This is a genomic window from Nostoc sp. (assembly GCF_036917195.1).
Classification (GTDB): domain Bacteria; phylum Cyanobacteriota; class Cyanobacteriia; order Cyanobacteriales; family Nostocaceae; genus Nostoc.
In genome coordinates this window covers 170,833-196,330 of sequence record NZ_JBALDG010000054.1, presented here as the reverse complement: position 1 = coordinate 196,330, position 25,498 = coordinate 170,833, and the positions used below count along the sequence as shown (strand labels likewise).

The following is a 25,498-nucleotide window of genomic DNA, read 5'->3' as shown; positions in this document are numbered from 1 at the left end:
TGGCACGCTTCCCTACCCAAGTGTTAAAAGAAAACTTACCCTATTCTTTTTAGAAGAAAGGTTTTCTAACAGAAAAACCCTTGGCAGTATACGGGCGATCGCGCTTGACGATAAGATGTATATGCTCAAAACAATGTCTCCTCTAAAGAGCAGATCCTAGCAAATGGTTAAGGACTTTTATTATTTATGAGCCAAACGGAACTTTTTGAAAAGGTCAAGAAAATCGTCACCGAACAATTGAGTGTTGACGATCCTGCCAAAATCACACCCCAGTCCAAGTTTATGGACGATTTAGGAGCAGATTCTCTAGATACCGTTGAACTGGTGATGGCCTTGGAAGAAGAATTTGATATCGAAATTCCCGACGAAGCTGCCGAGCAGATTATATCGGTTCAAGACGCAGTCGATTACATCAATAACAAAGTTACCGCATCAGCTTAACTAGGGATTGGGGATTGGGGAACTCGGGGCCCCCTCTGGGGATAAGGGGTAATGGAGATTGAGGATTGGGAAGATTTTCCCCGCACCTAGTCACCCTTCTCCTATGGTCGTCGCTCTTGCTAGCTAGCTTTTGAGTAGGGGTACGGGTGACGCTTCTAACGTCGCTAACGTCAGTCGCTCATGGTCAGCCACTGCGGTCTTCTCCCATTCGTGAGAGGCTAGCGCCTTCTCTACCTTGGGCTACGCCAACGCAAGCGTCTCGTAGAGAAGGGGTCACCTCAAGTGTTCACGTAGCGTCGAACAGGAGAAGCAAGTGGCGTAGAAACCCCTACAGCCCTTCCCTAACGGGACGCCTTGCGGCGAACGGGCATCCTACGGCAGGCGTTAGCCTCTCCCTTTAAGAGAAGACCACGCTGGCTTACCCAGTACCTAGTCACTAGTCTCGAATTTTTTGCCTGCTGCTTTTTCGCCATTTTTAACTGAATCATGACAGATCATACACGTAAACGCGTTGTTGTAACTGGTGTTGGCGCGATTACACCTATAGGTAACACAGCAACAGAATATTGGAACGGATTATTAAGTGGACGCAATGGCATTGACTACATCACACTTTTTGATGCGTCTCGCCATGATTGCCGCATTGCTGGTGAGGTGAAAAACTTCGATCCACATGATTACTTGGAGCGCAAAGAGGCCAAGCGCATGGATCGATTTGCTCAATTTGGGGTTTCGGCAGCAAAACAGGCTCTATCTAACGCGGAGTTAGTGATCAATGAACTGAATGCAGAACAGGTAGGTGTGATGATCGGTTCTGGCGTTGGTGGCATTAAGGTATTAGAAGACCAGCAAACTATCTACCTCAACCGTGGCCCCGATCGCTGTAGTCCATTCATGATCCCGATGATGATCGCCAATATGGCCGCAGGATTAACGGCAATTCACACAGGTGCTAAAGGGCCAAACTCCTGTCCTGTAACTGCCTGCGCTGCTGGCTCCAACGCCATAGGAGATGGTTTTCGTCTCATTCAAGGGGGATACGCCCAGGCGATGATTTGCGGGGGAACGGAGTCAGCTGTCACACCATTGTCGATAGCTGGGTTTGCCGCCTGCAAGGCACTCTCTTTTAGCAATGATGACCCGACTAAAGCTTGCCGTCCCTTTGACCGCGATCGCAACGGATTTGTCTTGGGTGAAGGTTCAGGAATTTTAATTTTAGAAGAACTGCAACACGCTATCAGTCGCGGCGCTCACATTTATGCGGAAATGATCGGCTATGGGATGACCTGTGACGCCTACCATATCACCTCCCCCGTACCTGGTGGACTCGGAGCAGCTAGAGCGATAGAATTAGCGCTCAAGGATGCCGGGATAACTCCCGAACAGATCAGTTATATTAATGCTCACGGCACTAGCACCCCAGCTAATGATTCAACTGAAACCTCAGCAATCAAAAAAGCCTTGGGAGAACATGCCTATAAGGTGGCAATTAGCTCCACCAAATCGATGACAGGTCATTTATTGGGCGGTTCTGGAGGTATTGAAGCAGTGGCAACAGTACTAGCGATCACTAATGACCAAATTCCACCGACAATTAATCTGGAAAATCCCGACCCAGAGTGTGACTTAGATTACGTGCCGAACTCTAGCCGCGCTCAAAAAGTTGAGGTAGCAATATCCAATTCTTTTGGGTTTGGCGGTCATAATGTCACACTGGCCTTTAAGAAATATGTCTAAAAATTTCCCATTTTATTGCTGGTCGGCTCTCCTGAGATGACTGTGCCAAAAGTATGATAGATATCATTCCGCTATAACTTAAGCGTTCAGCATGACCCAATTATCAGCTTGATTTATCACCAGAAACTCAGGAGATCCCGCTTGTCCATCGACAAGCGGGAGTGGGATGATGAGGATACTGTGGGGAATCTAAAATAACCCCAGCAAGAGAAGCTACGAAGAGTGCTAACCCGTCGTTAAAAACAAGAGATTATGACTGTTGCAACCCAATCCCCCAAAGAAGTTTCCGTCGAAGAACTTTGTATTAACTCGATCCGCTTCTTGGCTGTTGATGCCGTAGAAAAGGCAAAATCAGGACATCCAGGACTGCCGATGGGCGCGGCTCCGATGGCTTTTGTCCTCTGGGATCGCTTTATGAAGTTTAATCCCAAGAATCCCAAATGGTTTAATCGCGATCGCTTTGTCTTGTCTGCTGGTCATGGCTCGATGTTGCAGTACGCCCTGCTGTTCCTGACAGGCTACGATAGCGTCAGCATTGAAGATATTAAGCAATTCCGTCAATGGGAGTCAAAAACGCCTGGACACCCCGAAAACTTCATGACTCCAGGCGTGGAAGTCACCACCGGGCCACTAGGTCAAGGAATTGCCAATGGAGTTGGTTTAGCGATCGCCGAAGCGCACCTTGCGGCTAAATTTAACAAACCCGATACTAAGATTGTTGACCATTACACCTACGTAATTTTGGGTGACGGTTGCAACATGGAAGGAATTTCTGGTGAAGCTTGTTCTTTTGCGGGGCACTTGGGATTAGGCAAACTCATCGCTCTGTACGACGACAACCACATCTCCATCGACGGTTCCACAGATGTGGCATTCACCGAAGATGTTTCTAAGCGCTTTGAAGCTTACGGCTGGCACGTCCAACACGTTGAGGACGGCAACACTGACCTAGATGCGATCGCCAAAGCAATTGAAGCAGCCAAAGCTGTTACTGATAAGCCTTCTTTCATCAAGGTAACAACCATTATTGGTTACGGTTCCCCCAATAAAGCAAACACCGCTGGTGTTCACGGTGCTGCCCTTGGCGGAGACGAAATAGAATTGACTCGGAAAAATTTGGGTTGGGAATACGAGCCTTTCGTAGTACCCGAAGAAGCTCTCAACCACACGCGCAAAGCAGTAGAACGTGGCGCAGGTTACGAAGACGAATGGAACAAGACTTTTGCAGACTACAAAGCTAAGTATGCTCAAGAAGCAGCTGACTTTGAACGCTACATAAGCAGCAAACTACCTGACGGTTGGGATAAAGTACTACCCACCTACACCCCAGAAGACAAAGGACTGCCCACCCGCAAACACTCAGAAAATTGCCTCAACAAACTAGCAGGGGTTTTACCTGAATTGATTGGTGGTTCGGCTGACTTAACCCACTCCAACCTTACCGAAGTCAAGGGCAAAGGCGACTTTCAAAAAGGGCACTACGAAAACCCCAACATTCACTTTGGGGTACGGGAACATGCTATGGGCGCAATCTGCAATGGGATAGCGCTGCACGCTTCGGGATTAATTCCCTACGGTGCTACCTTCTTGATCTTCACAGACTATATGCGTGCTGCCATCCGCTTATCCGCCCTTTCCCAAGCTGGCGTGATTTGGGTGATGACCCACGATTCCATTGGACAAGGTGAAGATGGCCCCACACACCAACCGATTGAAACTCTGGCTTCCTTGCGAGCTATTCCTAATTTAACTGTGTTTCGTCCCGCAGACGGTAACGAAACCTCTGGCGCTTATAAAATAGCGATCGAGAAGGCGAAGGAAAATGCTCCTACCCTGTTGGCATTCACCCGTCAAAATGTCCCGAACTTGGCAGGTACATCGGTTGAGGGCATGGCGAAGGGTGGATACACCGTGGTGGATAGCGAAGGTACACCTGATATCATTTTGATTGGCACTGGTTCAGAATTGAGCCTCGCCGTCAGCGCAGCCGAAAAACTCACGGCTGAAGGTAAGAAAGCCCGTGTTGTCTCGCTACCTTCATGGGAACTGTTTGAAGCACAGGATGCGGCTTATAAAGAGTCCGTTTTGCCGAAAGCTGTCACCAAGCGTTTGTCTGTAGAAGCTGCTAGCAGTTTCGGTTGGCACAAGTACGTAGGTACTGAAGGCGATTGCGTTAGTATTGATCGCTTTGGTGCTTCGGCTCCAGGCAATGTTTGTTTAGAGAAGTTTGGCTTTAGTGTTGATAATGTGTTCGCTAAGGCTAAACAATTGTTGGGTTAATAGCAACAGAATATTCTCGAAATTTTGTGAGGTGGGCATCTTGTCCACCTTTTTTTTTACGCAGAGGAGCGTTGAGGGAGATTGTTTATAATTAGGGTAATTATTTGATTAATGGAGGGAATTATGCCAGAAGTTGCTAATTATCATCAAGAACTGAGTAACCGCATATCACCAATCGTTGAAAAGCTCATTAAAGGTAATAGCTTATATCAAGTTAAGTTAAACCAACAGGAAATGATAGAAATGTTGGTAGAACTCTTTGGGCAGTTGTCACAAAAAGAAATGAGAGCTATTACCGAGCATGAACTGACACGCAGAATTGATAAGATTCTTGTCTTAGAAGCGGTTTCTGGTACGTTAAATGATTTAACCCCAGAGCAAATCAAAATGTACGATGAAGCAGTAAAACGAAAATAGATTAAGTGACTTATTTATTAGATACAAATATTGTTAGTTACATTTTGAGGAGAAATGCAACTGTTGGCAGAAAACTACGGGATGCTAATCGTTCGGGACAAGAAGTGTTTATTAGTTGCATAACTTATTATGAAGTTAAAAGAGGGCTTTTGTATGCAAATGCTATGAGGCAGCTAGCAGAATTTAATCATTTTTCTCAAAAATATGAAGTTTTATTCTTGGATGATATAGAAATTATTGAGAGAGCCTGCAAAATCCATGTAGATTTACAACGTAGGGGTTTGAAGATACAAGAACAAGATATATTGATAGCAGCTACAGCAATTACACGCGGTTTAATTTTGGTTTCTAACGATTCTGATTTGCTGAGAGTTCAGGGAATTAATTTAGAGAATTGGGCAAGAACAGAATCTTGAGTTGACAGTTGTGTGCAAAAAGCGATCAGTCTGAGAAATGGAAGATTAATAAGGAGTTTCTTAATTACATAATCTAAATAGTAGATAAATTCACGTTTTCTAGTAAATATGCAACGAACTCTTTTTGTTTTACAATTGTATTGATTGATAATGAAGGATGAGAATTTACGTATTTATCTGTCAACTCAATTAGTTCAATTAGTGTTTGACTAATAACTTTAGGTTTTAATTCAACTTGTAATATTTTCTCTACATCTGTAGTATTGTAATCATTTTTGCAAAGCAACTTAACAATAAAAAGCATTGCCAGATGAAAACTTAGAATGCGAAGTGGCGAAGTATGCCTCCAGAAAGTATCATTGTCTTGTTTTGTTTTCTCAGAAACTGTGCAGCGTATCAATAATTCTACCTGCTTCATCACTTCCACACAAAACATATACACTTCAAGGTTGGACTTTTCCTTAAACACACGTTTATAGTCACTATCTGTTTTTATAATTGAAGATGGTCTAGACCTTGAAATATTAGGTTCACGAAGAACAATTGCCATTACTGATTGAGCTAAATAAGGAATGCTAATAATTCTGTCAATCGGCTTGCCCATGTTTTTATAGTAGTTTTTACGGCGATCATAATACCAACCCTTACTTAAAAAATAATTTTCTATATCTGATTGAATTGGATCAGTTGCTTTCAATGAGGCGGGTGGTATAGGAGTCTGAAAATTGGTTGCTTTAATAATGCGATTTATAGATTCTGTATCATTCGTTGCTATAATTCTTATTAAAATTGCCCTATGATGATCTTTTTGATTATCACCAGAGCTATTTTTAAGATAATTATAAATTGTATTCGTTGTTTGTAGCCCATTAACAACTTGTACATCATCAAGGCTAATAATTTTACCAGCAACGGTAGCTTTAGATGAAAGGACAGTTATACCATTATTAAGCCACCAAAAGTCTAGTTTAGTATCTGATTCAAGTGTCTTGTGAATATCTTTATTTACTTCTACATTCCCCTGGTAGTCCCGTACATTAAAAGTAAATATATATTGTCTCAATTCGCTATTTTCGTCTGTTACAAAATCATAGTAATCTTTTAACGTGGCTAGTACAATATAATTATCTTCGCTAGTTGAAATATAATTCTCTATAAATTTAAGCCTTAAGTTATAATTTTTCTCTAGTCGGGAAGCATCTATTAATTCGCGTGCGCCAATAAATTGTGTATTGACTATAGCTCCTCTAAAATAACTCTGAATTATTTCTTTAAGATTATCTGCGCTATTATATACTTTTCTATGAATATTTTTTGTATCACCTTTACTAGCATATATATAATTAATTTTTAAACTAGGATGTATTGAGATTAATTTAAGATAAGCTTCTCTAAAAGAGGAAATCTCATCAGTAAGTTCCACATTGTAATTTTTTTGAAGAATAGATATATCTTTTTCTAAATCAAAGATGTTCATTGCTGATCTAATTACGTGTTCAACAGCAGTTTCTGAAAATGAAGGTGAACGCTTAGATTGAATCAAAAACAATTCAATAGATGGATATCTTTTGAACTCATCCAAGCTAGTATTCTTATCAAGAATTTCCCCATTAATAAATGTGAAAAATCCATCAATTCCTCCATCATCACTTCCTCCGATTTTTCCAGAGATTAACTCTTCATAAGAAAGATCATATTTTTTTAAAATTTGCTCAAAGGTGAATATTTCAAAATAATCATCATCGGGTAGAGAATCAGCAATCTGACTCTTTTTTTGTTTAAGAATAATATCGAGAACTATGCTATCGTTAGTTGCCATTTGTCCTACCTCCAAAAAATTCCACTTCACCTAGCCGGATTAGCTTGAGTTCTCAATAGTTGAGTGTACTATTTGTAACATAATTTGGATATGATTGCATTGAAAAGGTCATAACCAACTACAAAAAATGCCATATTACACATTAACACCCCACATTTAGGAGGTTTTCATGACCTCAGCATAAACACCATTAGGCGTAGAATTGGAAATTTGGCAAGGCCGCTATCAGAATCTAGAATTACCCTGGCTACGCTGGTGGGATAATCAGGGTAATTTGCTACAAACAGGATGGGAGCGATCGCAGCAAGCAGAAGCACGAGCGGAACGCTTGGCTGCTAAACTAAGAGAATTAAATATTAACCCGGATGAGTTAATTTAATTATTTTGGCAACTATCTTTAGATAGATAGGGTAAACACTATGCGGTTGATCATTAGAAATCCCTTGCTAGTAATGAAAAAACAAAACTTTCATCCCGAGAAATATATGATGCATATTTTATTTATTTTGTCAATATGTAATCCCCGGCATTGCTTAAGAAATCAGCAAGGCCTTCTCTAGACTGAATCTATATTCATGCTTTCAGTGGATGCAGTTATGACTTTGCGAATGCGATTATATATATGTACTCGAACAATAAATAGTTGCTGTTGTTCAGATAAAAAAATTCAGATTTTATCCGACTCTAGTAATTTTGGTTTTTAGCCAATTGTTTGATGTTTTGAGAAGGTAACATAATGAATAATATCCTCAAGCGCACACTTCTACCCAGCCTCATGGCTGCAAGTTTAGCTGGTGTCACCCTAGTTCCAGCAAAACCAGCTGCTGCTGATGACCAAGTACTAAGAGATGTAGGTATCGGGGCTGTTACCAATGTAGTAACAGGAGCTGTTAGGGGACATGGTAGTGTATTAGGCAATGCTGCCAAAGGTGGTGTAACTGGTGCAGCTGTCAATGGTGCAAATGGTCTGAGAAGCCATCGCCATAATAATCGTAATCGAAACCTTGGTCAAGATGTCGGAGTCGGTGCAGGGGCTAGCGCATTGACTGGCGCAGTTACTGGTGATGGTAGACATACCGTTGGCAATGCTATTGATGGTGCAGCTGTAGGTGGAGCAATCCATCTATTAACCAATCACAAATAATTCCTAAATTCATCAGCTGAAATACTTTCCAACCGTTAACGAACTTATCCCTCCCTAATTCCTCTCCTTGTTAAAAGGAGCAAACCCAACCTCTCTTCCTTAGTAGGGAAGGGAGGTTGGGGGGTTAGATTTATATTGAGATATATGCCACCGTCAATAACGGATGACGGATACATCCCAATTTTTATTTTGCGACGAGGAACGACGAACGCAAGAGCGTGTCGCAGACAAGCAATCGCATGGACTCACTCTTAGTTGGAGGATTTTGCGATTGCTTCTGTTGACTTCGTTTCGTTCGCAATGACATACAAAAAAGTGGGATGCTCCCCGGATGACGTTAGACTTAATAGTAAACTCTAGCCCTTCAACGCCTTTCTAAAGTTTCGACGATAGGATTGATTTGTAATAAACAAAGCTGGCCATAGCAAAGCTAAACCAATGCGATTGGTCAGAGTCGGATTAAAATTAGTCCGCCCAAACCCATTCCAAAACTTCCAAACGCCGCCTCCGTAAACTACTATCAAAACAAACAAAATAAAGTTACCCATTCCCATCAACTCCGTTAGTAACTGACAGAATTTAAGTTAAGTTTTACCACACGAGGTAAGCACTTCATAATCAACACCGAGAAAGTATGACAAAACTCCTCACTCTCTGACACCTAAGTCAGTTAAACATACATTCTCTTATTCCAGTGTAAATTAGCCTCACGCGTTGCAGCTAGTTATCAGTGGTGGCAAGCTAGGTAAAAGGATGTAAAAGTTTTATTTCTGGGGTTTTTTGGCGATACATGTTGCTTGTATAACAATTAAGCCTATAGTTTCTAAGAAAGAACAGGGCTGTAAAATGCCCAACAGAGCAGGATTAGTTCCTTGCTGTAGCTTTAATAAAATATCTTTTGCTATCGATTACTGCAATCTGCCTAAGAATTTCAAAATTCTGTGGCGCATTATCTTTATGCTTCATCTACCCAATAAAGATAATATCGTTCACTATCCACCCAGCCTCTGTGAAAATCTTTGATTGGAACAATCTTCAAGTCATTCCGGTTGACATTCAGTTTTTTATTTAAAATCAGCAAAATTTTCTTTTGGTCATCGTGATTTTTGAGTAAAGAATTAATTTGGCTTAATATCTCAACTTGTTCAACATTTTGACGACCTTTTTTAAATAGGGTAAAGCTTCCCATTTTTTGAAGCTCAGGATAGTAAAACTTTCGATTGAGATAACCCGATAAAGGAGCCATACTTGCATCTTGACTGGCAACAATAAACTCATTATTTAACCCAGCTTTTTGAATATATTGAGATGTTTCGCGACTGGCAGAAAATGGTACAACTAAATCTCTTGAAAAACTATAAATACCTCCTAAAAACTGGACATAAAGAATTAGCATTAAAGCGATATGATGCCATTTTTGAACAAATGCAATTGAATTTGGACGAACAGAAAACTTATTGAGTAAAACTCTAGAGTTTTGATAATAACTTTCCAACCATAAAGCCGCTATCAGTACTAAATAGAAATGTCCAAAATGCCGAGGCATACCGATAAATTTAAAGTATGTAAAGGCAAATATTACACAATTTCCTATAATGTAGAAAAATAAAGGAATTGGCTTTTTAGATAGTTTAATCAAGGTTAAAATTACAATGAAGAGAGTAATTATCGTACAAACAATTAAATCCAGCCATCTTTTGTGGTGAGGAATAATTAATAAATAACTACCAAATATTCTACCTATAGTTTTCAATAAGTGACGGACATCTAATTGTATTATCCAACCATTATTTAACCCACCATAAAGATAACTATCTGTTGGAGGAGTAATAATATAAATGGATAAAAGAAAAGAAAATATGATAATTAAAATACTTAAAAATAAGTCGTATTTTTGGCTTTGACTAAAATACTGCTGGCGATGTTCACTATCAAAACTGAATTCAGCTAGCAAAGTCAATAATAAAGAAAATGATACGAACAAACCATAAGCACTACTATTTGCCAGTAAACCCAATAAAATGGCCAAATAAGCATAAGTTATTTTTCTCGATGAAAAAGTTGTACAAAAAGCAAAAATAAACAACATACTAAAGGCATAGTTTCGAGAAAATAAAAGATATTCATAAAAAGGAAAGAAACCAAAGGAAAACAGAAACTTTTGTTGATAGTTAAAAGGGCTATATAGGCAAAAAACAGTAACTGAAACAACAGTAATTGCCAAATGAAAAATTTGCATAATAATAGGATTATCCACTATTTTTCTTAGAAGTGCCAAAGAAAAATACCATAAAATAGGATGACCTTCATAATGGATATTTGCAACTAAATCCCCTAAAGATTCACTATCTCTGACAATAAGCCAGGGATTTACTTCATCTCGCCACATCGAATGGTTGAGAATACCTATTAAACCGAAAACCGAAAAAATAATGATAATAAACCAAGGAGAATGAAAAGGTAATCTTGAAGTATATTTGATAATTTTTTCGTTTAACATTGTTAGTTAAAAATGAAATTTATTTGGATCAAAGTTATATAGCAATATAGCAATCCTAAATGAGTTGTGAAAACTATCGTAGACGCGTAGCGGTGAAGCAGCGCGGTCTTCTCCCATTCGTGAGAGGCTAGCGCCTGCCGTAGGATGCCCGTTCGCCGCAAGGCGTCCCGTTAAGGAAGGGCTGTAGGGGTTTCCACGCCACTTGCTTCACTTGGGGAGACCCCAAGACCGCAGTGGCTCCCCATGAGCGACTACTGTTAGCGCAGCGGTAGCGTTAGCGAAGCGGTAGCGATAGCGTAGCGTTAGTGACGTAGGAGCGTCGGAACGAGCGTCCGTAGGAGCGTCACCCGGAGGGCTTACCGCAGGCTACCGCTAACGCCTCTGGTCTGGTAGAGAAGTCATCTTCTCAACCAGACACTACGTGAAGGCGAAGCGTCTCGTAGAAAAGAGAAGAAAAGAAACAGAGAATTTCATAAATCATTTAGGACTGCTATATACAGTCGGTTGACCTTGGTTCGGAAAGACGTTTATTTCTACTTGTTAAGTAGGTAGAGATAATTAAACGTAAAATGTCAACCAGTGAAATCACCTCATTGAGCAGCTTTTACTTTCTGCACTTCTCTACGAGACGCTGCGCGTAGCTTGCTTCCCCGTAGGGGTACGGCATGGTTCGACTGCGCTCACCAGCCGCTCAGTGACCACATCCTGATTTCTACTTATATCTTTCTGGCATACCCACTGGTGACAAACCTGCGATCGCTCGTAAGTTTTGGCAACGAATCAACTCAGTAAAATTTAAACCAGAACGCCCTTCAATTTTGGCTACCGCTTCAATTCCAGATAACAGATGCTGCGCTGCTTCAACTTCTGAATAACCGCGCCGCTGTGCTATCCGAATTGCTGCTGTATCGGCATTTAACTCTGACTCTTGAGATTTGTTAGTACGCCAGATCCGAAAAGCGGCGATCGCACTTAATCCCCCAGCTACGGCTACACCCACCACATCTGACTGTGCTGCTTCCAAGAATCCGCCTAACAGCCCCGCCAGCACCACACCTTGATAAATGTCGGCTTTAAACCACTTCACCCCCGTCAACCAGCTAACCATCTGCAACAGCAGCAAGTCTCGTTGCGGCTTTGTCAAGCGACGCCACAAATCAAAATTAATATATATCGGTCGCTCCTGATTCCAGGGTTGGGGAAAGGAGGCGTCAATGACTTTTGCCTGCTCTGGCTTACTAACGACTTTTGTCGTCATTCGACCAGAAGCAGGCATCACATCTAACAAACGGCGAATTTCAACATTTGGCTCCATAAATTTAATTATTAGCCATAATGTGCATGGTAACTAAAATAGTTACTATTCGTGTTAACCTTTTATTTGTGACATACTTTAGCAGTCTTTAAAAATAGCTGTTCTATTGTTGAAAACCTCTACAAATTGCGATTTGTGAATAGACCAGACAAAGCCATAAAAATATTGATTAAGCAGTTTGATAGTGTAGCGGGATTTTATGGTATCGGTTTGCCCCCAAGTTAAAAACCTCAAAGTTTTGGATAATTATTGAGACTATACTTGTAAATACATGGACGTTTTTGCTACCCTCCCGCCTGAATGGACGAATAAGGCAATACATGCTTATGAGTTTTGCTGTCCTAGCTGCCACTCAAGTAGCCGAGAAGCTGAAAAAGTTTGGCTAAATCGGCGATCGCCTGTACTTACAGAAGACCGTCGTCGCAAATGGCAAGAGTTCTACTATTGTCACTGTGGTTCTGTATGGTGGGCTTGGAGTAATGATCGCCCCCCAAAAGATATATCTAATCAGCCAGATTATAATCCCACATAGGAAAGTGGATTAAATAACTTATAAAACTCTACCTGCTTGCTTGAGGAACGAAATCTAATACCAATTCTTTATGAAGCTGCGCTAAATAAAGCTTCGAGAATAAAGTCGTAAGAATTAAGGGAAGCAATGTGTTCTGGTGTAATTGTTTCACTGACTATATATTACTGTTGATTAAGCCCCCATAAGCTGCTGGCTTTTCTCCCTAATCTGTTGGTTTTTCTCCATAGCCTGTTGGACTTGCTTTATCAGCTCTTGGTTTTTCTTCATAGTCTGCTGCAATTTCTGTTTAGACAGCCATAATGACTCTGTCAAGAACTCATCACGGACGAACAGCTTTGCTAGAGAAGCAATCTGCTTTTCTTCTAAATTTCTAGTTTGCTCAGTACTGTACACAAAGCGATCACGTCCTGCTGCCTTTGCTTGATACAATGCTTTATCCGCCGCCGCAATTATTTCTTGAAAGCTAGAGTTAGATATAGGAATTACTGTGGCTAACCCAGCACTCAAGGTTACATAAGAACTAACTTGTGATTTTTGATGGGGAATTACCAGTTTCCGCACACCGAAGCAAATTCTTTGTGCAATGTGAGCAGCACCAAATGTGTTTGTGTTAGACAAAATTACAGCAAATTCTTCCCCACCATAACGGGCAACTAAATCAGCAGGACGTTGAATAATATTGAAGATGACTCTAGCAATTTCCTTAAGACAATGATCGCCTGCTTGATGACCATAGGTATCGTTGTAGGATTTAAAAAAATCTACATCAACAAGGATCAAGGAGAGGGGCTGTTTTTCGCGTGCCATGCGCCGCCACTCAATATCAAGATACTCTTCAAATCGCCGGCGATTAGCAACTTGAGTTAAGAAATCAATAGTAGCTATAGTAATTAATCGCTGCAATTCTTCATTCTTCGCTTCTAGTTTTTGCTGAAGTTGGCGACGCTCTAGTTGTTGGCTGGCTACCAAAAATTGATAGTCCAAATTGCTTAAGCTTTTGCCTTGCGCCCAGTCTAAGACCTCTTCCAATGCCTGCCCTTGCAGTAAACATGACTCATCCTGATAACCGGATGCTACCCAAGCATTAAATGTTTCCGAATAAGGACGGAGATTGTCTAACTGCCCAATCGTCTCATCTAAAAGCATAATTAAGTAAGTCGGCGGGGAAATTTATAATTGTATAACGAAAAATTAAGCACTAGGATTGGAGTTAAATTTAATACGCTGTGTGCTCTAGTTACCTCTTTCTCCTCTAGCTTGAACACCATCAATTACCGTATAGGCAATGGTGGTACTCATCATCAAACATTTTCCCTGCTAATTCGCTTTTTTTGAGATGCTGCCACTCCAGTTCAATTGGATTTATCTTAGAGCAATATTTAGGTAGAAAGAAGATGTATAAACCCTGAGTTTCCCACTTTGACCATAACTTTTGAACTTCCTGACATCGGTGTATTGGGCCGTTATCCTGTACTATTACTCTGGTACGTCTAAGCTTTTCTGCATCAGCCGCTTCTTGTTCCATCTATCTGGATATACGATTTGAGATTAACGCCCCCAATAACCAAACCGTAAACAAAGCTGATCAAAGGTTGAAGAAGTCCAATAATACTTAATCTGCGACCACGACGTGTCTGCTCTAAGCACTTTTGCTTTCATTGTTGGTAGTAAGTATAACTTAGCTAACTCTACATACAGAAGCCTGATTCATCGGTTTAATAGAGTTTTATCTTGATCGCGAGTCAAAAACACCCAAAAACTACGCGCCCATATCTTAGTCACCTCGGTAGATCCATTTTTGTATTTACTTATCTTTACATAGTTTGGTTTTTTTGCGCCGACTCACTTATATTAAATATTTATCATATTGATATTAAGCTGATATTAGCTAGTTATTATATTTCTGTATGAAGCTGCGCTAAATTATTAACAAGGGTGTATTTGGTACAAGTGTGATGGGTCTCAAATTGCAAGTTGAGATTAAACAGAGTCGAGAAGAATTGGAAAAAGCTGTTAAATATGCCGCAGAAGCTAGTAGCAAAGAGCGATTACAAATGCTCTAACGAATTGGTATAACTGCATTTTAGACTCTTATCAATTACTATGAGTAATAAACAAAAGCCCACTTTAAAGTGGGCTTTTGTTTATCTAATTCTAAACTTTGTTTACCATCACCAATTTTAGAAGGTGAAGGTAGTACGTAGAGTGCCTACGTATTCAGTGTCGTTAGCATCGTTATGCTCTGGATTGAAGATTACCAACAAGCCAGGAGTGACTTGAATATTATCGGAAACCTTGTACTTGTAAAGACCCTCTAAGTGATAAGATGTATCGTCATCTAAGTTAACATTGGCGGCGACATTTTTTATGCTGCCACCAGTAACTCTGGGTGGTTGACCAAAAATCACACCTAAGACGTTGCCTTTTCCACCAAAGTCTCTCAAAGCAAGCGATCCAGCCCAGTACCAAATATCTGCATCTGCACCCGCATTAACACCAGTCTGAGCATCAGTAGTTGTATAACCTCCCCAACCACTAATAGCCAACGCAGAGCTAAGTTGGAATGTAGCTTCTACACCGTAGTTGTTAGATTCGGTACGAGTGTTAGCCCCAAAGGGATTGTTGGCAAAAGTACTACCTGTACCTTGGAAAAGGTTGTTGACAACAGTATCACCTTGATAAGTGTGGGCATAGGTTAGACCAATATTAAAAGCTTTGGTCGGTTGGAAAGATAACTGACCAAAGATGGCGTTATCACCATCCAACAACCCATTATTAACGGTAGGGTCATTAGCAGTCCTAGCTATATAAGCACCAGTCAAGCTGATAGGGCCATTAGGATTGAAGGTAACAGTCAAACCAGCGCCACCTTGACCTTGACGATATATCGGGCTGAAACGTCCATAGCGGGAGAGAGCACCTCTAGCAGAGCTAGCAAAGTCAGGGTTGAAGGTATTAACGTTTTCGTATAACTCAGCATTAGTAGCATCAACTTTGATACGCACTGCATTATTAAAGTTGAAAGCATAATTGATTTTATCGATTACAACAGAGTTGTTGTTATTACCGTCAAAGCCCAAGCGGGTCATGTTAGTACCGCTTACACCAGCATTAGAGATGGTGTTATTAGCATTCAAACGAATTTGCAACTGGTCTTTACCAGTGAAACTGCTCAACAAGTTCAAACGAACGCGGTCACTAAAAGTGGTGTTAGAATCCAAGTCTTGAATCGGAGCACCACCAGGAACTGCTCTATTGTCACCAAAAAGATCAGACACGGCGAAAATTGCTTCTCCAACCAACTTGGTAGTAGTGGAGAACTGATTGGCTTCCAACTCAGAAGTGCGAGCTTCTAGTCCATCTACACGACCGCGCAGAGTTGCTAGTTCAGCAGAATATTCTTCTTGTAAGCGCTGTAAAGTAGCCAGGTCTTGTTTACTGACCAAATCGGCAGTAGCTGTAGCAATCAGTTCGTTAACCCGATCTAAACAGGCATTCAAACCTGCGGCAAATTCATAACGGGTCATAGCCCGGTTCCCACGATAGGTACCGTTGGGATAACCTGCAATACAGCCGTAGCGCTCAACTAGGGATTGTAAAGCTTGGAATGCCCAATCTGTGGGCTGCACATCCGAAAATTGCGAAACTGATGTTACCTGACTCATGCTGTTATCTTCAGCTTCAGATAACTGGGCAACATTTGTTACCTGTTCGTTAACTTCAGCGGCTAAAGCACTATTTGCAAGGAAAAATGTAGCAGCGACAATAACCGGACTAACCTTAAAAAGATTCCAGAATCGTTTTGTCATGTTTTTTAGCTCACTCACACCTACTAATCCAATCATCGTAAAATGCTTATAACACTTTACTTTCAGGAATTTTACACACAATCACAGTCAGGATTATACCTTTATAATGTGATAAATACAAGTCATTTAATATAGTGCTGAACTATAATTTTCAATTAATTTATTTGGTAAGCGCAAAATAATGCAGCGTTTGTGACGTAAAACTGTTTCTTCTTCCTGCAACTGTTGTATGAGTCGGGTAACTGTTACTCGTATGGTATTTAACACTTCAGCAATATCTTGATGGGTAACATTATTATCAGGGTATCTCGCTATTTACAATGATTAAGAAACTCTAATGATTTGAATCAAAATTTACCTGTATATCTGAAAGTGTATTCTTCTCAATCAAAGCTAAGGACTAACTCCAAATCTTTTCATGGCAACAACTTCTGGTTTAAGGTATCTATCAGTGAGATAGACCAGAATTTTTCAGTTATTTATCTGTTACTTTAATTGTGCAAGTTTAAGAAAAGGTAAGCTTTTAGTAAAATATTTAATTAACTTATTTTTAATAATTTGGTATTTTCTGAAGACTGAGTAAGTATGTAGGCGCAAATAATTATGAAGATATCGGGTGAAATGGCGCTTACTAAATCGCTGGATTTAGATCCCCGACTTCTTGAAGAAGTCGGGGATCTGGGCAGCACGTCAATTAAGAGCGTTGACCGGTGACAATATATGCTACCCTTTGACCAATATTAGTGGCATGATCTGCCATGCGTTCCAGACAACGAATTGCCAGTGCCAGCAGCACAATTGGCTCGACTACCCCTGGCACATCGCGTTGTTGAGCTAAAGTCTGATAAACGTGATCGTAGGCATCATCTACAGTATCATCTAGGTGCTTTAAACGGCGTCCACCAGCCTCGTCAAAATCTCCCAAAGCCTTCAAGCTAGTTGCTAGCATCGCCTGCGCGTGAAGGGACATAGTTTCAATGTCTGGCAAACACGTATGAGGCGCATAAGGAAAAATTTTAATCGCAATCTCAGCTAAATCCTTAGCATAATCGCCAATGCGCTCTAAGTCTCGCACCAACTGCATAAAGGCACTCAAGCAGCGCAAATCTTGTGCTGTAGGCGCTTGCAGCGTCATAATCGCCGTACACTCTGATTCTATTTGTCTATAAAAACGATCAATCTTTTTATCTAATCGGGGAAGTTCCTCAGCTGCTGTTAAGTTACGAGCAAATAACGCTTGGTGGCTGAGGCGAAATGATTGTTCTACCAAAGCACCCATGCGTAATACATCCCGTTCTAAGCGCCTAATGGCGCGTGCGAGTTGGGGTCTTTGAGGATTGGGAGTATAATCGACAGCTTTCACACTTGTTGTCTCAAACGTGAAGATATTATTAACTATAGTCTTGGCTTAAGGAGTTTGCCATAACTTCATGAAATTGGAGTTGCATCCACGCACCGCCAGTTTCTGGATGGTTCATAGCTTTGATTGAACCACCGTGGGCGAGAAGAATTTGCTCAACGATCGCTAAACCTAAACCATTGCCAACGATCGCCCCTATGGAGTTACTATCTTGGGGGAAATGGGTTCGCGATTTATCTCCTCGATAAAATCGCTCAAAAACGTGGGGTAAATCTGCCTCAGAAAACCCGACTCCAGAATCGATCAGATTTATTTCCAGGATTGGGGAAGCCCAATCATTATCCTTTGTTGATAAGATTTTTGTTTCAACGTGAATACTTGTACCAGGAGGACTGTACTTAATGCTATTGTCTAGCAAGTTGAGAAAAACCTGGTAAATACGGGCTTCATCTGCCTTAATCCAAAGATTTTCTAGGCCAGAATAAGCAAGAGACAAATGTTGGCGCCCTGCCAAGGGTTCTAGTGTTTCCCAAACAGATGCAATTAGCGATCGCAATTCTACAGCTTTGGCTTGCAATTGCATATTTGGGTTTGCTTCCATTTGGGTAAGTTCTAACCAGCTTTGCACTAAGTTAATCAGCCGATCAACTTCTTGCATTAGGCGGTTAACCCAGCGATCTAAAGGTGGTTCCAAGCGGGTTTGTAGCGTTTCTACAACCAAGCGAATCGATGTTAGCGGCGTTCTGAGTTCGTGTGCTAGATCAGAAAAAGAGCGATCGCGTATTTGATTTATATCTAATAGGGGTTGACGATTTTCTAAAAAGACTCCCACTTGTCCATTGGGTAAAGGCAAGCTAGACGCCCGCAAAGCCAGAGATTTTATTGTTGCCATCTCTGCCGCATCATCACAAGATGGATGAAATATCCATTCTCGCGTCTGTGGTTTTTGCCGATCACGAGTTTGCTCAATTAAATGGTCAAGTTCGTAAGACCTTACCAACTCTAGTAACAAGCGCACCTGTTCTGGTTGCCACCTTTGCAGATACAAAATTTCCTGTGCCTGCTGATTGCACCATAGCAGTTGATTTTCTTCATCCACCTGCAAATATCCCACTGGTGCAAAATCTAGTAGGTCTTGGTAAGTTTGCAACGACTGCTGCAAATCTTGCCGCTGCTGTTTCACCATCGCTATTTTCTGCCGCAACGCAGGAAATAGCAGCAGTCCCATCTTGTCAGAATGCGAGGTTAACGGTCGGAGTAAGCGCCCCAGGTAGCGGTTAAGTTGAACCTGTTGCCAAACCCAAAACCCAATGCCTACCGCTAAACCCAGAAAAAATCCCAATAAAAGCATTTGAGTTGTTAGTTTCTTGGTGACTACTAAAAACTAACAACTATCCAAACTAATTATCCAAACCTATAGCCAAAACCTCGGACAGTCACAATATATTCCGGATGACTGGGGTCTTGCTCTAATTTTTCGCGCAACCACCGAATGTGAACGTCTACGGTTTTACTATCGCCGACGAAATCTGGCCCCCAAACCTGGTCGAGCAATTGTTCCCGTGACCATACCCTACGGGCATAACTCATAAACAGTTCCAGCAGGCGGAACTCTTTGGGAGAAAGATTCACCTCTTGACCACGAACCAGCACGCGACATTCTTGGGGATTCAAGGTGACATCCTTGAATTTTAATACTGGTAGTTGTGGTAAATTACTTAGACGTTGGCGGCGGAGTAAAGCGCGACAACGAGCCACTAACTCGCGCATACTAAAGGGTTTGGTCAGGTAGTCATCTGCTCCCACCTCTAACCCCAGAACACGGTCAGTTTCACTACCCTTAGCACTGAGGATTAAAATAGGTACTGGGTTTCCTTGATGACGTAGCAAACGGCAAATATCTAGCCCATTGATTTGAGGCAGCATCAAATCAAGAATGATCAGATCAAAGGGAAGTTCCCCTGAATTGGTTTCAAAACTTTTGAGATACTCTATAGCAGACCGCCCATCGGGGGCAGTTATCACCCGATAACCTTCCTCTTCCAGGGCTACAGCTAGCATTTCCTGGATTAATTCTTCATCTTCTACTACTAGAATACGGCTGGTTTGTCCAATGTCCGTTGTGGCAGAATATTTGGTCGATTCACTGGTATACATTGATATCACAAAAGTCGGGGACTGTGCTTGTATCAATTAGAATGATTTAATCTATTATCTCGCTTTAGTGCAACCGTGCTTCTACTAGGGTTTATTCTTTTAGATTTTCTTTACAAAAAGTAATATATACCACAGCACCCTCCTAAATCATAATCACTGTGGCTGCAAGCTTCTAATAGCTTTTAATTAAGGACTTTGGTTATCTTGACAAGAGCAGATTAGGTTAGGTATATTTGTTGTAGTACAAAAATACTATATCTCTTGGTGAAAGCTTATAGTGCTTCTCGTTTGTATGGAATACACTCCAACCTCTCTACTTAAAGGAGAGAAGCTTTGAATCTTACTCCCCTTGCCTTATAGCGAAGGGGCTGTTCTTGTTAGGTTTTTATTAGGCTCAACTGAGAAACGCTATATACCTGAAAAACAGAAAGACACACGCGTGGAAAATTCCTACCCCACCTAAGTGTCTGATGTTGGTTATTTCAGTATTTCCACTGGGTTAAAAATGTTTATTCAAAGGCTACCCTGATGTCTGCATAGGGTAGTCATTGAGTATGGCTTGCTACCCGATAAATCATTGCTATTGAAGGGAGTTGGAAGATGACTACAATTGGAGTCAAGGACACCAAACAACAGCTAATGCAAGCATTTCAACAAATTATTATTCAAAGAAAAAAGCTGGAATCTAAAATAGCAACCAAACAAGAGGAAGCAGATAAGGCAAAAAGTCAAGAAATTTTGCAAGTAGCTTCTGCATATACAGTTGATAGTATTGTCAAAGGTTTAGCTGATTTACAATTGGAGTTTGGTAGTATTCTCAACGCATTATCTGAAAAACTAGCTCAGGAAAACTCTAAGTTAGATGAATTAAACCGAGCTATAGAAATTGAAACTCAACGCCTACAAGAGCTTCAACAAATCAGAGTTGTAGCGGATACTCTAGACATTTTAAGTCAAGAACACCAAGAAAAATTAAAAACCCTAGAACAAGATACTATTAGTAAAAGGGAAGCACTAGAAAAAGAAATTACAATCAGGCGGAAAGAATGGCAAAAAGAACAAGCAGAGTATGAAGAAAAGCTTCAAGCATATAATGATTTATTAGCTAAAGATCGCCAGCAAGAAGAAGAAGAATCTCAGTATAAGTTAGAAACTACTCGTAAACTCAATACAGACAGCTACGAAGCGATAAAACGCCAACAACAAAGGGAAATACAAGAAAATTCTCAAAAAAAAGAGAAAGATTGGGCAGAACGAGAAAAGATATTCGCTGAACGCCAACCACTCTTTGGAGACTATCAACAAAAAGTAGCTACATTTCCTAACGAGCTAGAAGAAGCCGTTAAGAAAGCTAGGGAAGAGGCAATTAAAGAAATAAGCCAAAAAGCTAAAATTGAAGCTGATTTATTTGAAAAAGAATGGGAATCTAACAAACAGAGTTATGAACAAAAAATTCTATCTCTGGAAGAAACAATTAAGAAACAGTCAGAGCAAATAGAAAGTATTTCTGCTCAATTGCAAACTGCATTAAAACAAGCACAAGACTTAGCTATGAGGGCTTTTAGTAATTCTAATTCTAAATAGTTATAAGTCTGTAGTGTAGCATCTTAATCATTTTTAATTCCTGAAGAGGAGGTTTATTGTGGTGGTAAAAAAACCGACTGATAAGAATACTAAAGTAGAAATTCTTCAGGCATATGAGGAGTTAATTAAAGAAAAAGCAGCGCTGAAATCAGAGTTTGATAAAGTTGCGAAAGAAAACCAGTCTGGAACTAAAGAACAGCCTAAATTAGAACAAAAAATAGCTATTAATCAGCTTTCTAGTGTCCAACAAAAGATGAAAAATACAATTGAAAGCTTGGCGAAGATTCAATTAGGTTTTGGCAGTGCTGCTAATGAATTATCCGAACAGCTAACTATAAAAGCCTCTAAATTAGAAGAAATCAGGCGAACTTTAGAAGAGGAAATCCAACAATTAGCACAGTTGCACAATTTAGAAATTTCTGATGATATATTGGATACTCTCATCCAAGCTTATGAAGATAATACTAAAGCTTATCAGGAAGAATATAGCCAGCGTTATGAAGTGTTATTCCAAGAAATACTAGAGCAAAGAAATACTTGGGGAAAAGAACAAGAGGAACAGCAACGGGCGATAAAAGAACAGAATGAAAACTCGAATAAAACTCGACAACGCGATGCATCAGAGTATAAATATAATTTAGAACTCCAGCGACAATTGCAAAGTGACGAATACGAACAACAGCAGAAAGCACTATATAAGCAACTGGAAGAATTACTACAAGTAACAGAAAAACAGTGGGCTGAACGGGAGAAAGCAATTTCTGAGAGAGAGAAACAATTTGAAGAATTAAAAGCCAAGGTAGAGGCTTTTCCGAAAGACAAAGAAGCAGCTATAAAAAAAGCTACAGAAGAAGGTAGAGGCATTGCCCACTACCAAGCTAAAGTAAAATCAGATTTATATTCTAAGGAAGTGGAAGGGCAAAAGCGTTTCTATGAACAAAGACTGCAATCTCTAGAACAAACTATTACTAATCAAGAGACTCGAATTCAAAATCTTTCTAAACAACTTGAATCTGCCCTCAAACAAGTTCAGGATTTGGCAGTTAAAGCTATTGAAGGTACTTCAAATGTTAATTCATATCAGGCAATCAAAGAAATAGCTTTAGAACAAGCGAAGACTCAAGCGAAAAACAAATAAGCTGATTTATTTTTGATAAAAATTGTAGAGACTTAAATTAAATTAAGTTTCTACAAGGAACTATAACGCTTTTTATTCGGTTTTATTTGGTTTTTTGATGTCTGAAGGAGGTTGTGGTTTCTTTTTCTTTGTTACGGTAGCCTGTGTTTGCTTAAATGCTTGGTTGGAATTTGGTTCTTGAGTAGACATAAGACTAAATTTTTAAATTTAGGACAATATTATCTACACCACAGGTATTGGAGATTACAGAAATATATCACACAAAATTTGAGTTTAATCAAAAAAAGTTAGTAGATAATGTTACTCCTGTGGGAACCTTCAGTTTTAACAGGATAAATACAAATCTTAATATATGAGTCAGCGATCGCTTGGTAGCTGGATAAAATAAGTAATGTAAGATGATCGGGAATACTGACCATACGGCTTAATCCTTAACACCTAAGTATTTAGGTTTCCCACTAGGAAAGACAATAGAAACTCGTCTATGTGGTGAGGATGCTATCAATCACAAATACGTTCTTGAGGATCATTACCAAAAATTTCGTTCTACCCAACCTACATTTGTCAGTATTTAATCAAACTTAATATTACTGCGCTAATGCTTCACGTACCCACTGCCCAAATGCTCGTCGCGCTGTACTAGATCCTTGTGTCAAGCTGAATTGCAAAAACTGCAATATTCTCTCAATCACAGGTAAATTTTCAAATGTGGGACTAGTTTTCATCTCAACGTATTTTGCTTGATTTAAAATAAAAACTTGTAACTTGCCATCTCCGTAACACCAAAGTTCAGGTACACCCAACGCTAGATAAGCACTAAGCTGGGTCTTTGAGGTAACATCGATTTCAATTGCTAAATTTGGTGGTGGATCAACTGACAAATCTAACCGTCGCTTGCCGATCATTTGGCGAGCATTTTGGATATAAAAACAGGTATCCGGTTCTATACCTGCTGCCATTTGCGATCGCTTAAATGTTGTCGAGCTGTAAGATTCCCAGTCAAGTTCTAACTCATCAAGCAGGATTTTAACCATGTCGCCGATTAATTCTTTATCAACTTCATGTTCTGGTGAAGGCATCCAAATCTCTAATACGCCTTGATAGTAAGCAACTCGTGCGGCGCGATGTCTCCAAGTTTCTCTAGAATTGCTTCAAACACTGCCCTGGTTGAACGTCGATCTAGCGCAGTTGCAGTGTCACAACCATTTCATCCTCCGTACCCTTCAGTGTTTAGCTAAAACAAATACCCAGACTGGTTAAGAAAGCCACCACTGGACTCGATACTTCGAGTCAGTGTGTGGATATCACCAAATACACAGAAAATGTCAAGCAAAAGTAGAAAAACCTAGATTGGGTGGAATATCCTGAATCCGCCCAGGGCCGATCGCTCGTAATGCTTCTTTGAGTAAAATATCCCCAGTATACAAGGCACGTCCGACAATCACGCCAGTCACACCTTGAGGTTCTAACGCCAATAAACTCAACAAATTGGTGACAGAACTTACCCCGCCAGAAGCAATTATCGGGATGGAAATTACCGCTGCAAGTTCTTGCAAAGCTTCAAAATTGGGGCCTGTGAGTGTACCATCCCGGTGGATATCTGTGTAAATGATGGCAGCTGCGCCCAATTCTTGCATTTGTACAGCCAGTTGGGTTGCTAAAACTTCCGAGGTTTCTAACCAACCGTGAGTTGCTACTCTACCGTTACGCGCATCAATGCCAATAATAATCTGTCCAGGAAACTCTTCACAGAGTTGTTGCACTAGCTGAGATTGTTCTACAGCGATGGTTCCAAGAATTGCCCACTGTACGCCTAGATTGAATAATTGTTGCACGCTGGTGCGATCGCGCAATCCTCCACCAATTTCAATGGGTACTGACACCGCATGAGCGATCGCTTCTATTGCCCCCAGGTTTACTACTTTACCTGCCTTAGCACCATCTAAATCAACTATGTGTAATCTAGTAGCACCTTGATCTACCCACTGTTTGGCAACATCAGCAGGATTTTCGCTAAAAACTTGCGAGCGATCGTAGTCTCCCTGATACAGTCGCACACACTGACCTTCTAGTAAATCAATCGCTGGAATTACATCCATTTACTTGTTCCTCATAACTCAATGCAATCAAACTGCTAGCTATAGCTAAACTTACTATTTTTCATTTTTCATTTTTAATTGCCTTACAGCTTGCCCAAAACCTAGCACAAGCAAGATGTTAGAAAGGGTCAAAAATAGTTCTGCACTGCCGTGCAACCAATCTACATTGGCCAAAGACTTGCCATAATGCAATACAGCATAAATCCCCGCCGGGATGGTAATGCCAACAAAGACGAGAGTGCCGTAAAATCCATATAGCGCCAAACGCGGCATTTGCGGACTGCGGCTGATAAACCACAAGAAACCCAAGTAGGGAAACAGTGAAAGCGCAAATAGGGTTTCTTTAGAAATCATTGCTCTGATTTGATAGGTTTTGGTTCAAGAGTGTCAGGAGATTTGGTAGAACGCCAAATCAAAAACGCCGCTGCCCAAAGCGTAAAATTACCAACTAATGTCATGGTAGCTTGCAGCGTTACCAGCCATTCTAAAGATTCGGCGTTATCAAAATAATGCCAGGTACAGGCACACATGGCGCTGACTAAAGCTGGTAACATGGCAAGGGATAAGCCCCACCAATTGCGATTACCAGTGAGTTCGCCATAAGTCCAAATTAACCAAATGGCGACAATCCACTCAATAACGCTAGAAACATGAATAATCCAGGTGGGAATCGATAGAGCGTGCATAAGAAAGTTAGGAGTTAGGAGACGCGATTAATCGCGTCTGTACAGGAGTTAGGAGACGCGATTA

Annotated in this window: 23 protein-coding genes and 2 pseudogenes; 10 read left to right on the top strand and 15 right to left on the bottom strand. The window is 40.6% G+C overall.

Annotation, left to right across the window (positions count from 1 at the left end; all coding sequences use genetic code 11):
• The first annotated feature begins 186 nt into the window (after positions 1 to 186).
• The 5 genes from acpP to V7K40_RS17610 all read left to right on the top strand — a co-directional run bounded on the left by acpP (position 187) and on the right by V7K40_RS17610 (position 5,291).
• Positions 187 to 441: an acyl carrier protein gene (gene acpP, locus V7K40_RS17630; RefSeq protein ID WP_273768562.1), complete on the top strand. Its 255-nt coding sequence runs from the start codon at positions 187 to 189 to the stop codon at positions 439 to 441.
• Positions 442 to 927: 486 nt separating this feature from the next.
• Complete coding sequence (gene fabF, locus V7K40_RS17625) at positions 928 to 2,178, top strand: beta-ketoacyl-ACP synthase II (protein WP_334961833.1); 1,251 nt, start codon at positions 928 to 930, stop codon at positions 2,176 to 2,178.
• A 252-nt stretch (positions 2,179 to 2,430) separates the two neighbouring features.
• The gene (gene tkt / locus V7K40_RS17620) at positions 2,431 to 4,458 is read left to right on the top strand and encodes a transketolase (RefSeq protein WP_334961831.1); all 2,028 of its coding nucleotides are present in this window, start codon (positions 2,431 to 2,433) and stop codon (positions 4,456 to 4,458) included.
• A gap of 123 nt (positions 4,459 to 4,581) precedes the next feature.
• Positions 4,582 to 4,875: a hypothetical protein gene (locus V7K40_RS17615; RefSeq protein ID WP_334961829.1), complete on the top strand. Its 294-nt coding sequence runs from the start codon at positions 4,582 to 4,584 to the stop codon at positions 4,873 to 4,875.
• 5 nt (positions 4,876 to 4,880) lie between these two features.
• On the top strand, positions 4,881 to 5,291 hold the full coding sequence (locus V7K40_RS17610) for a type II toxin-antitoxin system VapC family toxin (protein ID WP_334961827.1): 411 nt from the start codon (positions 4,881 to 4,883) through the stop codon (positions 5,289 to 5,291).
• Between the two features lie 73 nt (positions 5,292 to 5,364).
• On the opposite strand, the gene V7K40_RS17605 is transcribed toward V7K40_RS17610, so the two are convergent.
• Positions 5,365 to 7,110 (bottom strand): AIPR family protein, encoded by a 1,746-nt coding sequence (locus V7K40_RS17605; protein WP_334961825.1) that lies wholly within the window; start codon positions 7,108 to 7,110, stop codon positions 5,365 to 5,367.
• Positions 7,111 to 7,297: 187 nt separating this feature from the next.
• Here V7K40_RS17605 and V7K40_RS17600 point away from each other — a divergent pair.
• Together V7K40_RS17600 and V7K40_RS17595 are read left to right on the top strand one after the other, a co-directional pair.
• Positions 7,298 to 7,489: pseudogene (locus V7K40_RS17600) on the top strand (Uma2 family endonuclease); the annotation flags it as partial.
• Between the two features lie 357 nt (positions 7,490 to 7,846).
• On the top strand, positions 7,847 to 8,254 hold the full coding sequence (locus V7K40_RS17595; protein ID WP_334961823.1) for a hypothetical protein: 408 nt from the start codon (positions 7,847 to 7,849) through the stop codon (positions 8,252 to 8,254).
• Positions 8,255 to 8,610: 356 nt separating this feature from the next.
• Here the strand turns inward: V7K40_RS17595 and V7K40_RS17590 are convergent, their stop codons facing one another.
• From V7K40_RS17590 to V7K40_RS17580, 3 genes are all read right to left on the bottom strand, one after another.
• Positions 8,611 to 8,802: a hypothetical protein gene (locus V7K40_RS17590; protein ID WP_334961821.1), complete on the bottom strand. Its 192-nt coding sequence runs from the start codon at positions 8,800 to 8,802 to the stop codon at positions 8,611 to 8,613.
• 407 nt (positions 8,803 to 9,209) lie between these two features.
• Positions 9,210 to 10,754, bottom strand: a complete 1,545-nt coding sequence (locus V7K40_RS17585; RefSeq protein ID WP_334961819.1) for a hypothetical protein — start codon at positions 10,752 to 10,754, stop codon at positions 9,210 to 9,212.
• 712 nt (positions 10,755 to 11,466) lie between these two features.
• Positions 11,467 to 12,069 carry a DUF3318 domain-containing protein gene (locus V7K40_RS17580; protein WP_334961817.1) on the bottom strand — a complete coding sequence of 201 codons (603 nt, stop codon included), beginning with the start codon at positions 12,067 to 12,069 and terminating at the stop codon, positions 11,467 to 11,469.
• Between the two features lie 271 nt (positions 12,070 to 12,340).
• On the opposite strand from V7K40_RS17580, the gene V7K40_RS17575 reads away from it, so the two are divergent.
• Positions 12,341 to 12,601, top strand: a complete 261-nt coding sequence (locus V7K40_RS17575; protein ID WP_334961815.1) for a hypothetical protein — start codon at positions 12,341 to 12,343, stop codon at positions 12,599 to 12,601.
• 171 nt (positions 12,602 to 12,772) lie between these two features.
• Here V7K40_RS17575 and V7K40_RS17570 read toward each other — a convergent pair whose 3' ends face one another.
• From V7K40_RS17570 to V7K40_RS17540, 7 genes and pseudogenes are all read right to left on the bottom strand, one after another.
• The gene (locus V7K40_RS17570; RefSeq protein ID WP_334961813.1) at positions 12,773 to 13,747 is read right to left on the bottom strand and encodes a diguanylate cyclase; all 975 of its coding nucleotides are present in this window, start codon (positions 13,745 to 13,747) and stop codon (positions 12,773 to 12,775) included.
• Positions 13,748 to 13,868: 121 nt separating this feature from the next.
• Positions 13,869 to 14,126: a transposase gene (locus tag V7K40_RS17565; protein WP_334961811.1), complete on the bottom strand. Its 258-nt coding sequence runs from the start codon at positions 14,124 to 14,126 to the stop codon at positions 13,869 to 13,871.
• Positions 14,127 to 14,781: 655 nt separating this feature from the next.
• Positions 14,782 to 16,410, bottom strand: a complete 1,629-nt coding sequence (locus V7K40_RS17560; protein ID WP_334961809.1) for an iron uptake porin — start codon at positions 16,408 to 16,410, stop codon at positions 14,782 to 14,784.
• A 126-nt stretch (positions 16,411 to 16,536) separates the two neighbouring features.
• Positions 16,537 to 16,710, bottom strand: a pseudogene (locus V7K40_RS17555) (helix-turn-helix domain-containing protein); the annotation flags it as partial.
• A gap of 394 nt (positions 16,711 to 17,104) precedes the next feature.
• Positions 17,105 to 17,773 (bottom strand): phosphate signaling complex protein PhoU, encoded by a 669-nt coding sequence (gene phoU, locus V7K40_RS17550; protein ID WP_334961807.1) that lies wholly within the window; start codon positions 17,771 to 17,773, stop codon positions 17,105 to 17,107.
• A 28-nt stretch (positions 17,774 to 17,801) separates the two neighbouring features.
• Positions 17,802 to 19,121, bottom strand: coding sequence for an ATP-binding protein (locus tag V7K40_RS17545; RefSeq protein WP_334961805.1), 1,320 nt, complete (start codon positions 19,119 to 19,121; stop codon positions 17,802 to 17,804).
• Positions 19,122 to 19,174: 53 nt separating this feature from the next.
• Positions 19,175 to 19,927, bottom strand: a complete 753-nt coding sequence (locus V7K40_RS17540; protein ID WP_298917235.1) for a response regulator transcription factor — start codon at positions 19,925 to 19,927, stop codon at positions 19,175 to 19,177.
• Between the two features lie 600 nt (positions 19,928 to 20,527).
• Here V7K40_RS17540 and V7K40_RS17535 point away from each other — a divergent pair.
• The gene (locus V7K40_RS17535) at positions 20,528 to 21,511 is read left to right on the top strand and encodes a hypothetical protein (protein ID WP_334961802.1); all 984 of its coding nucleotides are present in this window, start codon (positions 20,528 to 20,530) and stop codon (positions 21,509 to 21,511) included.
• A gap of 58 nt (positions 21,512 to 21,569) precedes the next feature.
• Entirely contained in the window at positions 21,570 to 22,649 is a 1,080-nt protein-coding gene (locus V7K40_RS17530) for a hypothetical protein (protein ID WP_334961800.1), read from the top strand.
• Between the two features lie 587 nt (positions 22,650 to 23,236).
• Here V7K40_RS17530 and V7K40_RS17525 read toward each other — a convergent pair.
• The 4 genes from V7K40_RS17525 to V7K40_RS17510 all read right to left on the bottom strand — a co-directional run bounded on the left by V7K40_RS17525 (position 23,237) and on the right by V7K40_RS17510 (position 25,434).
• Positions 23,237 to 23,728, bottom strand: a complete 492-nt coding sequence (locus tag V7K40_RS17525; RefSeq protein ID WP_334961798.1) for a Uma2 family endonuclease — start codon at positions 23,726 to 23,728, stop codon at positions 23,237 to 23,239.
• Positions 23,729 to 23,974: 246 nt separating this feature from the next.
• Positions 23,975 to 24,748, bottom strand: coding sequence for a 1-(5-phosphoribosyl)-5-[(5-phosphoribosylamino)methylideneamino]imidazole-4-carboxamide isomerase (gene hisA, locus V7K40_RS17520; protein ID WP_334961796.1), 774 nt, complete (start codon positions 24,746 to 24,748; stop codon positions 23,975 to 23,977).
• Positions 24,749 to 24,802: 54 nt separating this feature from the next.
• Positions 24,803 to 25,102 carry a DUF3593 domain-containing protein gene (locus V7K40_RS17515; RefSeq protein WP_334961794.1) on the bottom strand — a complete coding sequence of 100 codons (300 nt, stop codon included), beginning with the start codon at positions 25,100 to 25,102 and terminating at the stop codon, positions 24,803 to 24,805.
• Positions 25,099 to 25,434, bottom strand: a complete 336-nt coding sequence (locus V7K40_RS17510) for a DUF2499 domain-containing protein (RefSeq protein ID WP_334961792.1) — start codon at positions 25,432 to 25,434, stop codon at positions 25,099 to 25,101. The genes V7K40_RS17515 and V7K40_RS17510 overlap by 4 nt, the downstream gene beginning before the upstream one ends.
• Positions 25,435 to 25,498: the final 64 nt, after the last annotated feature.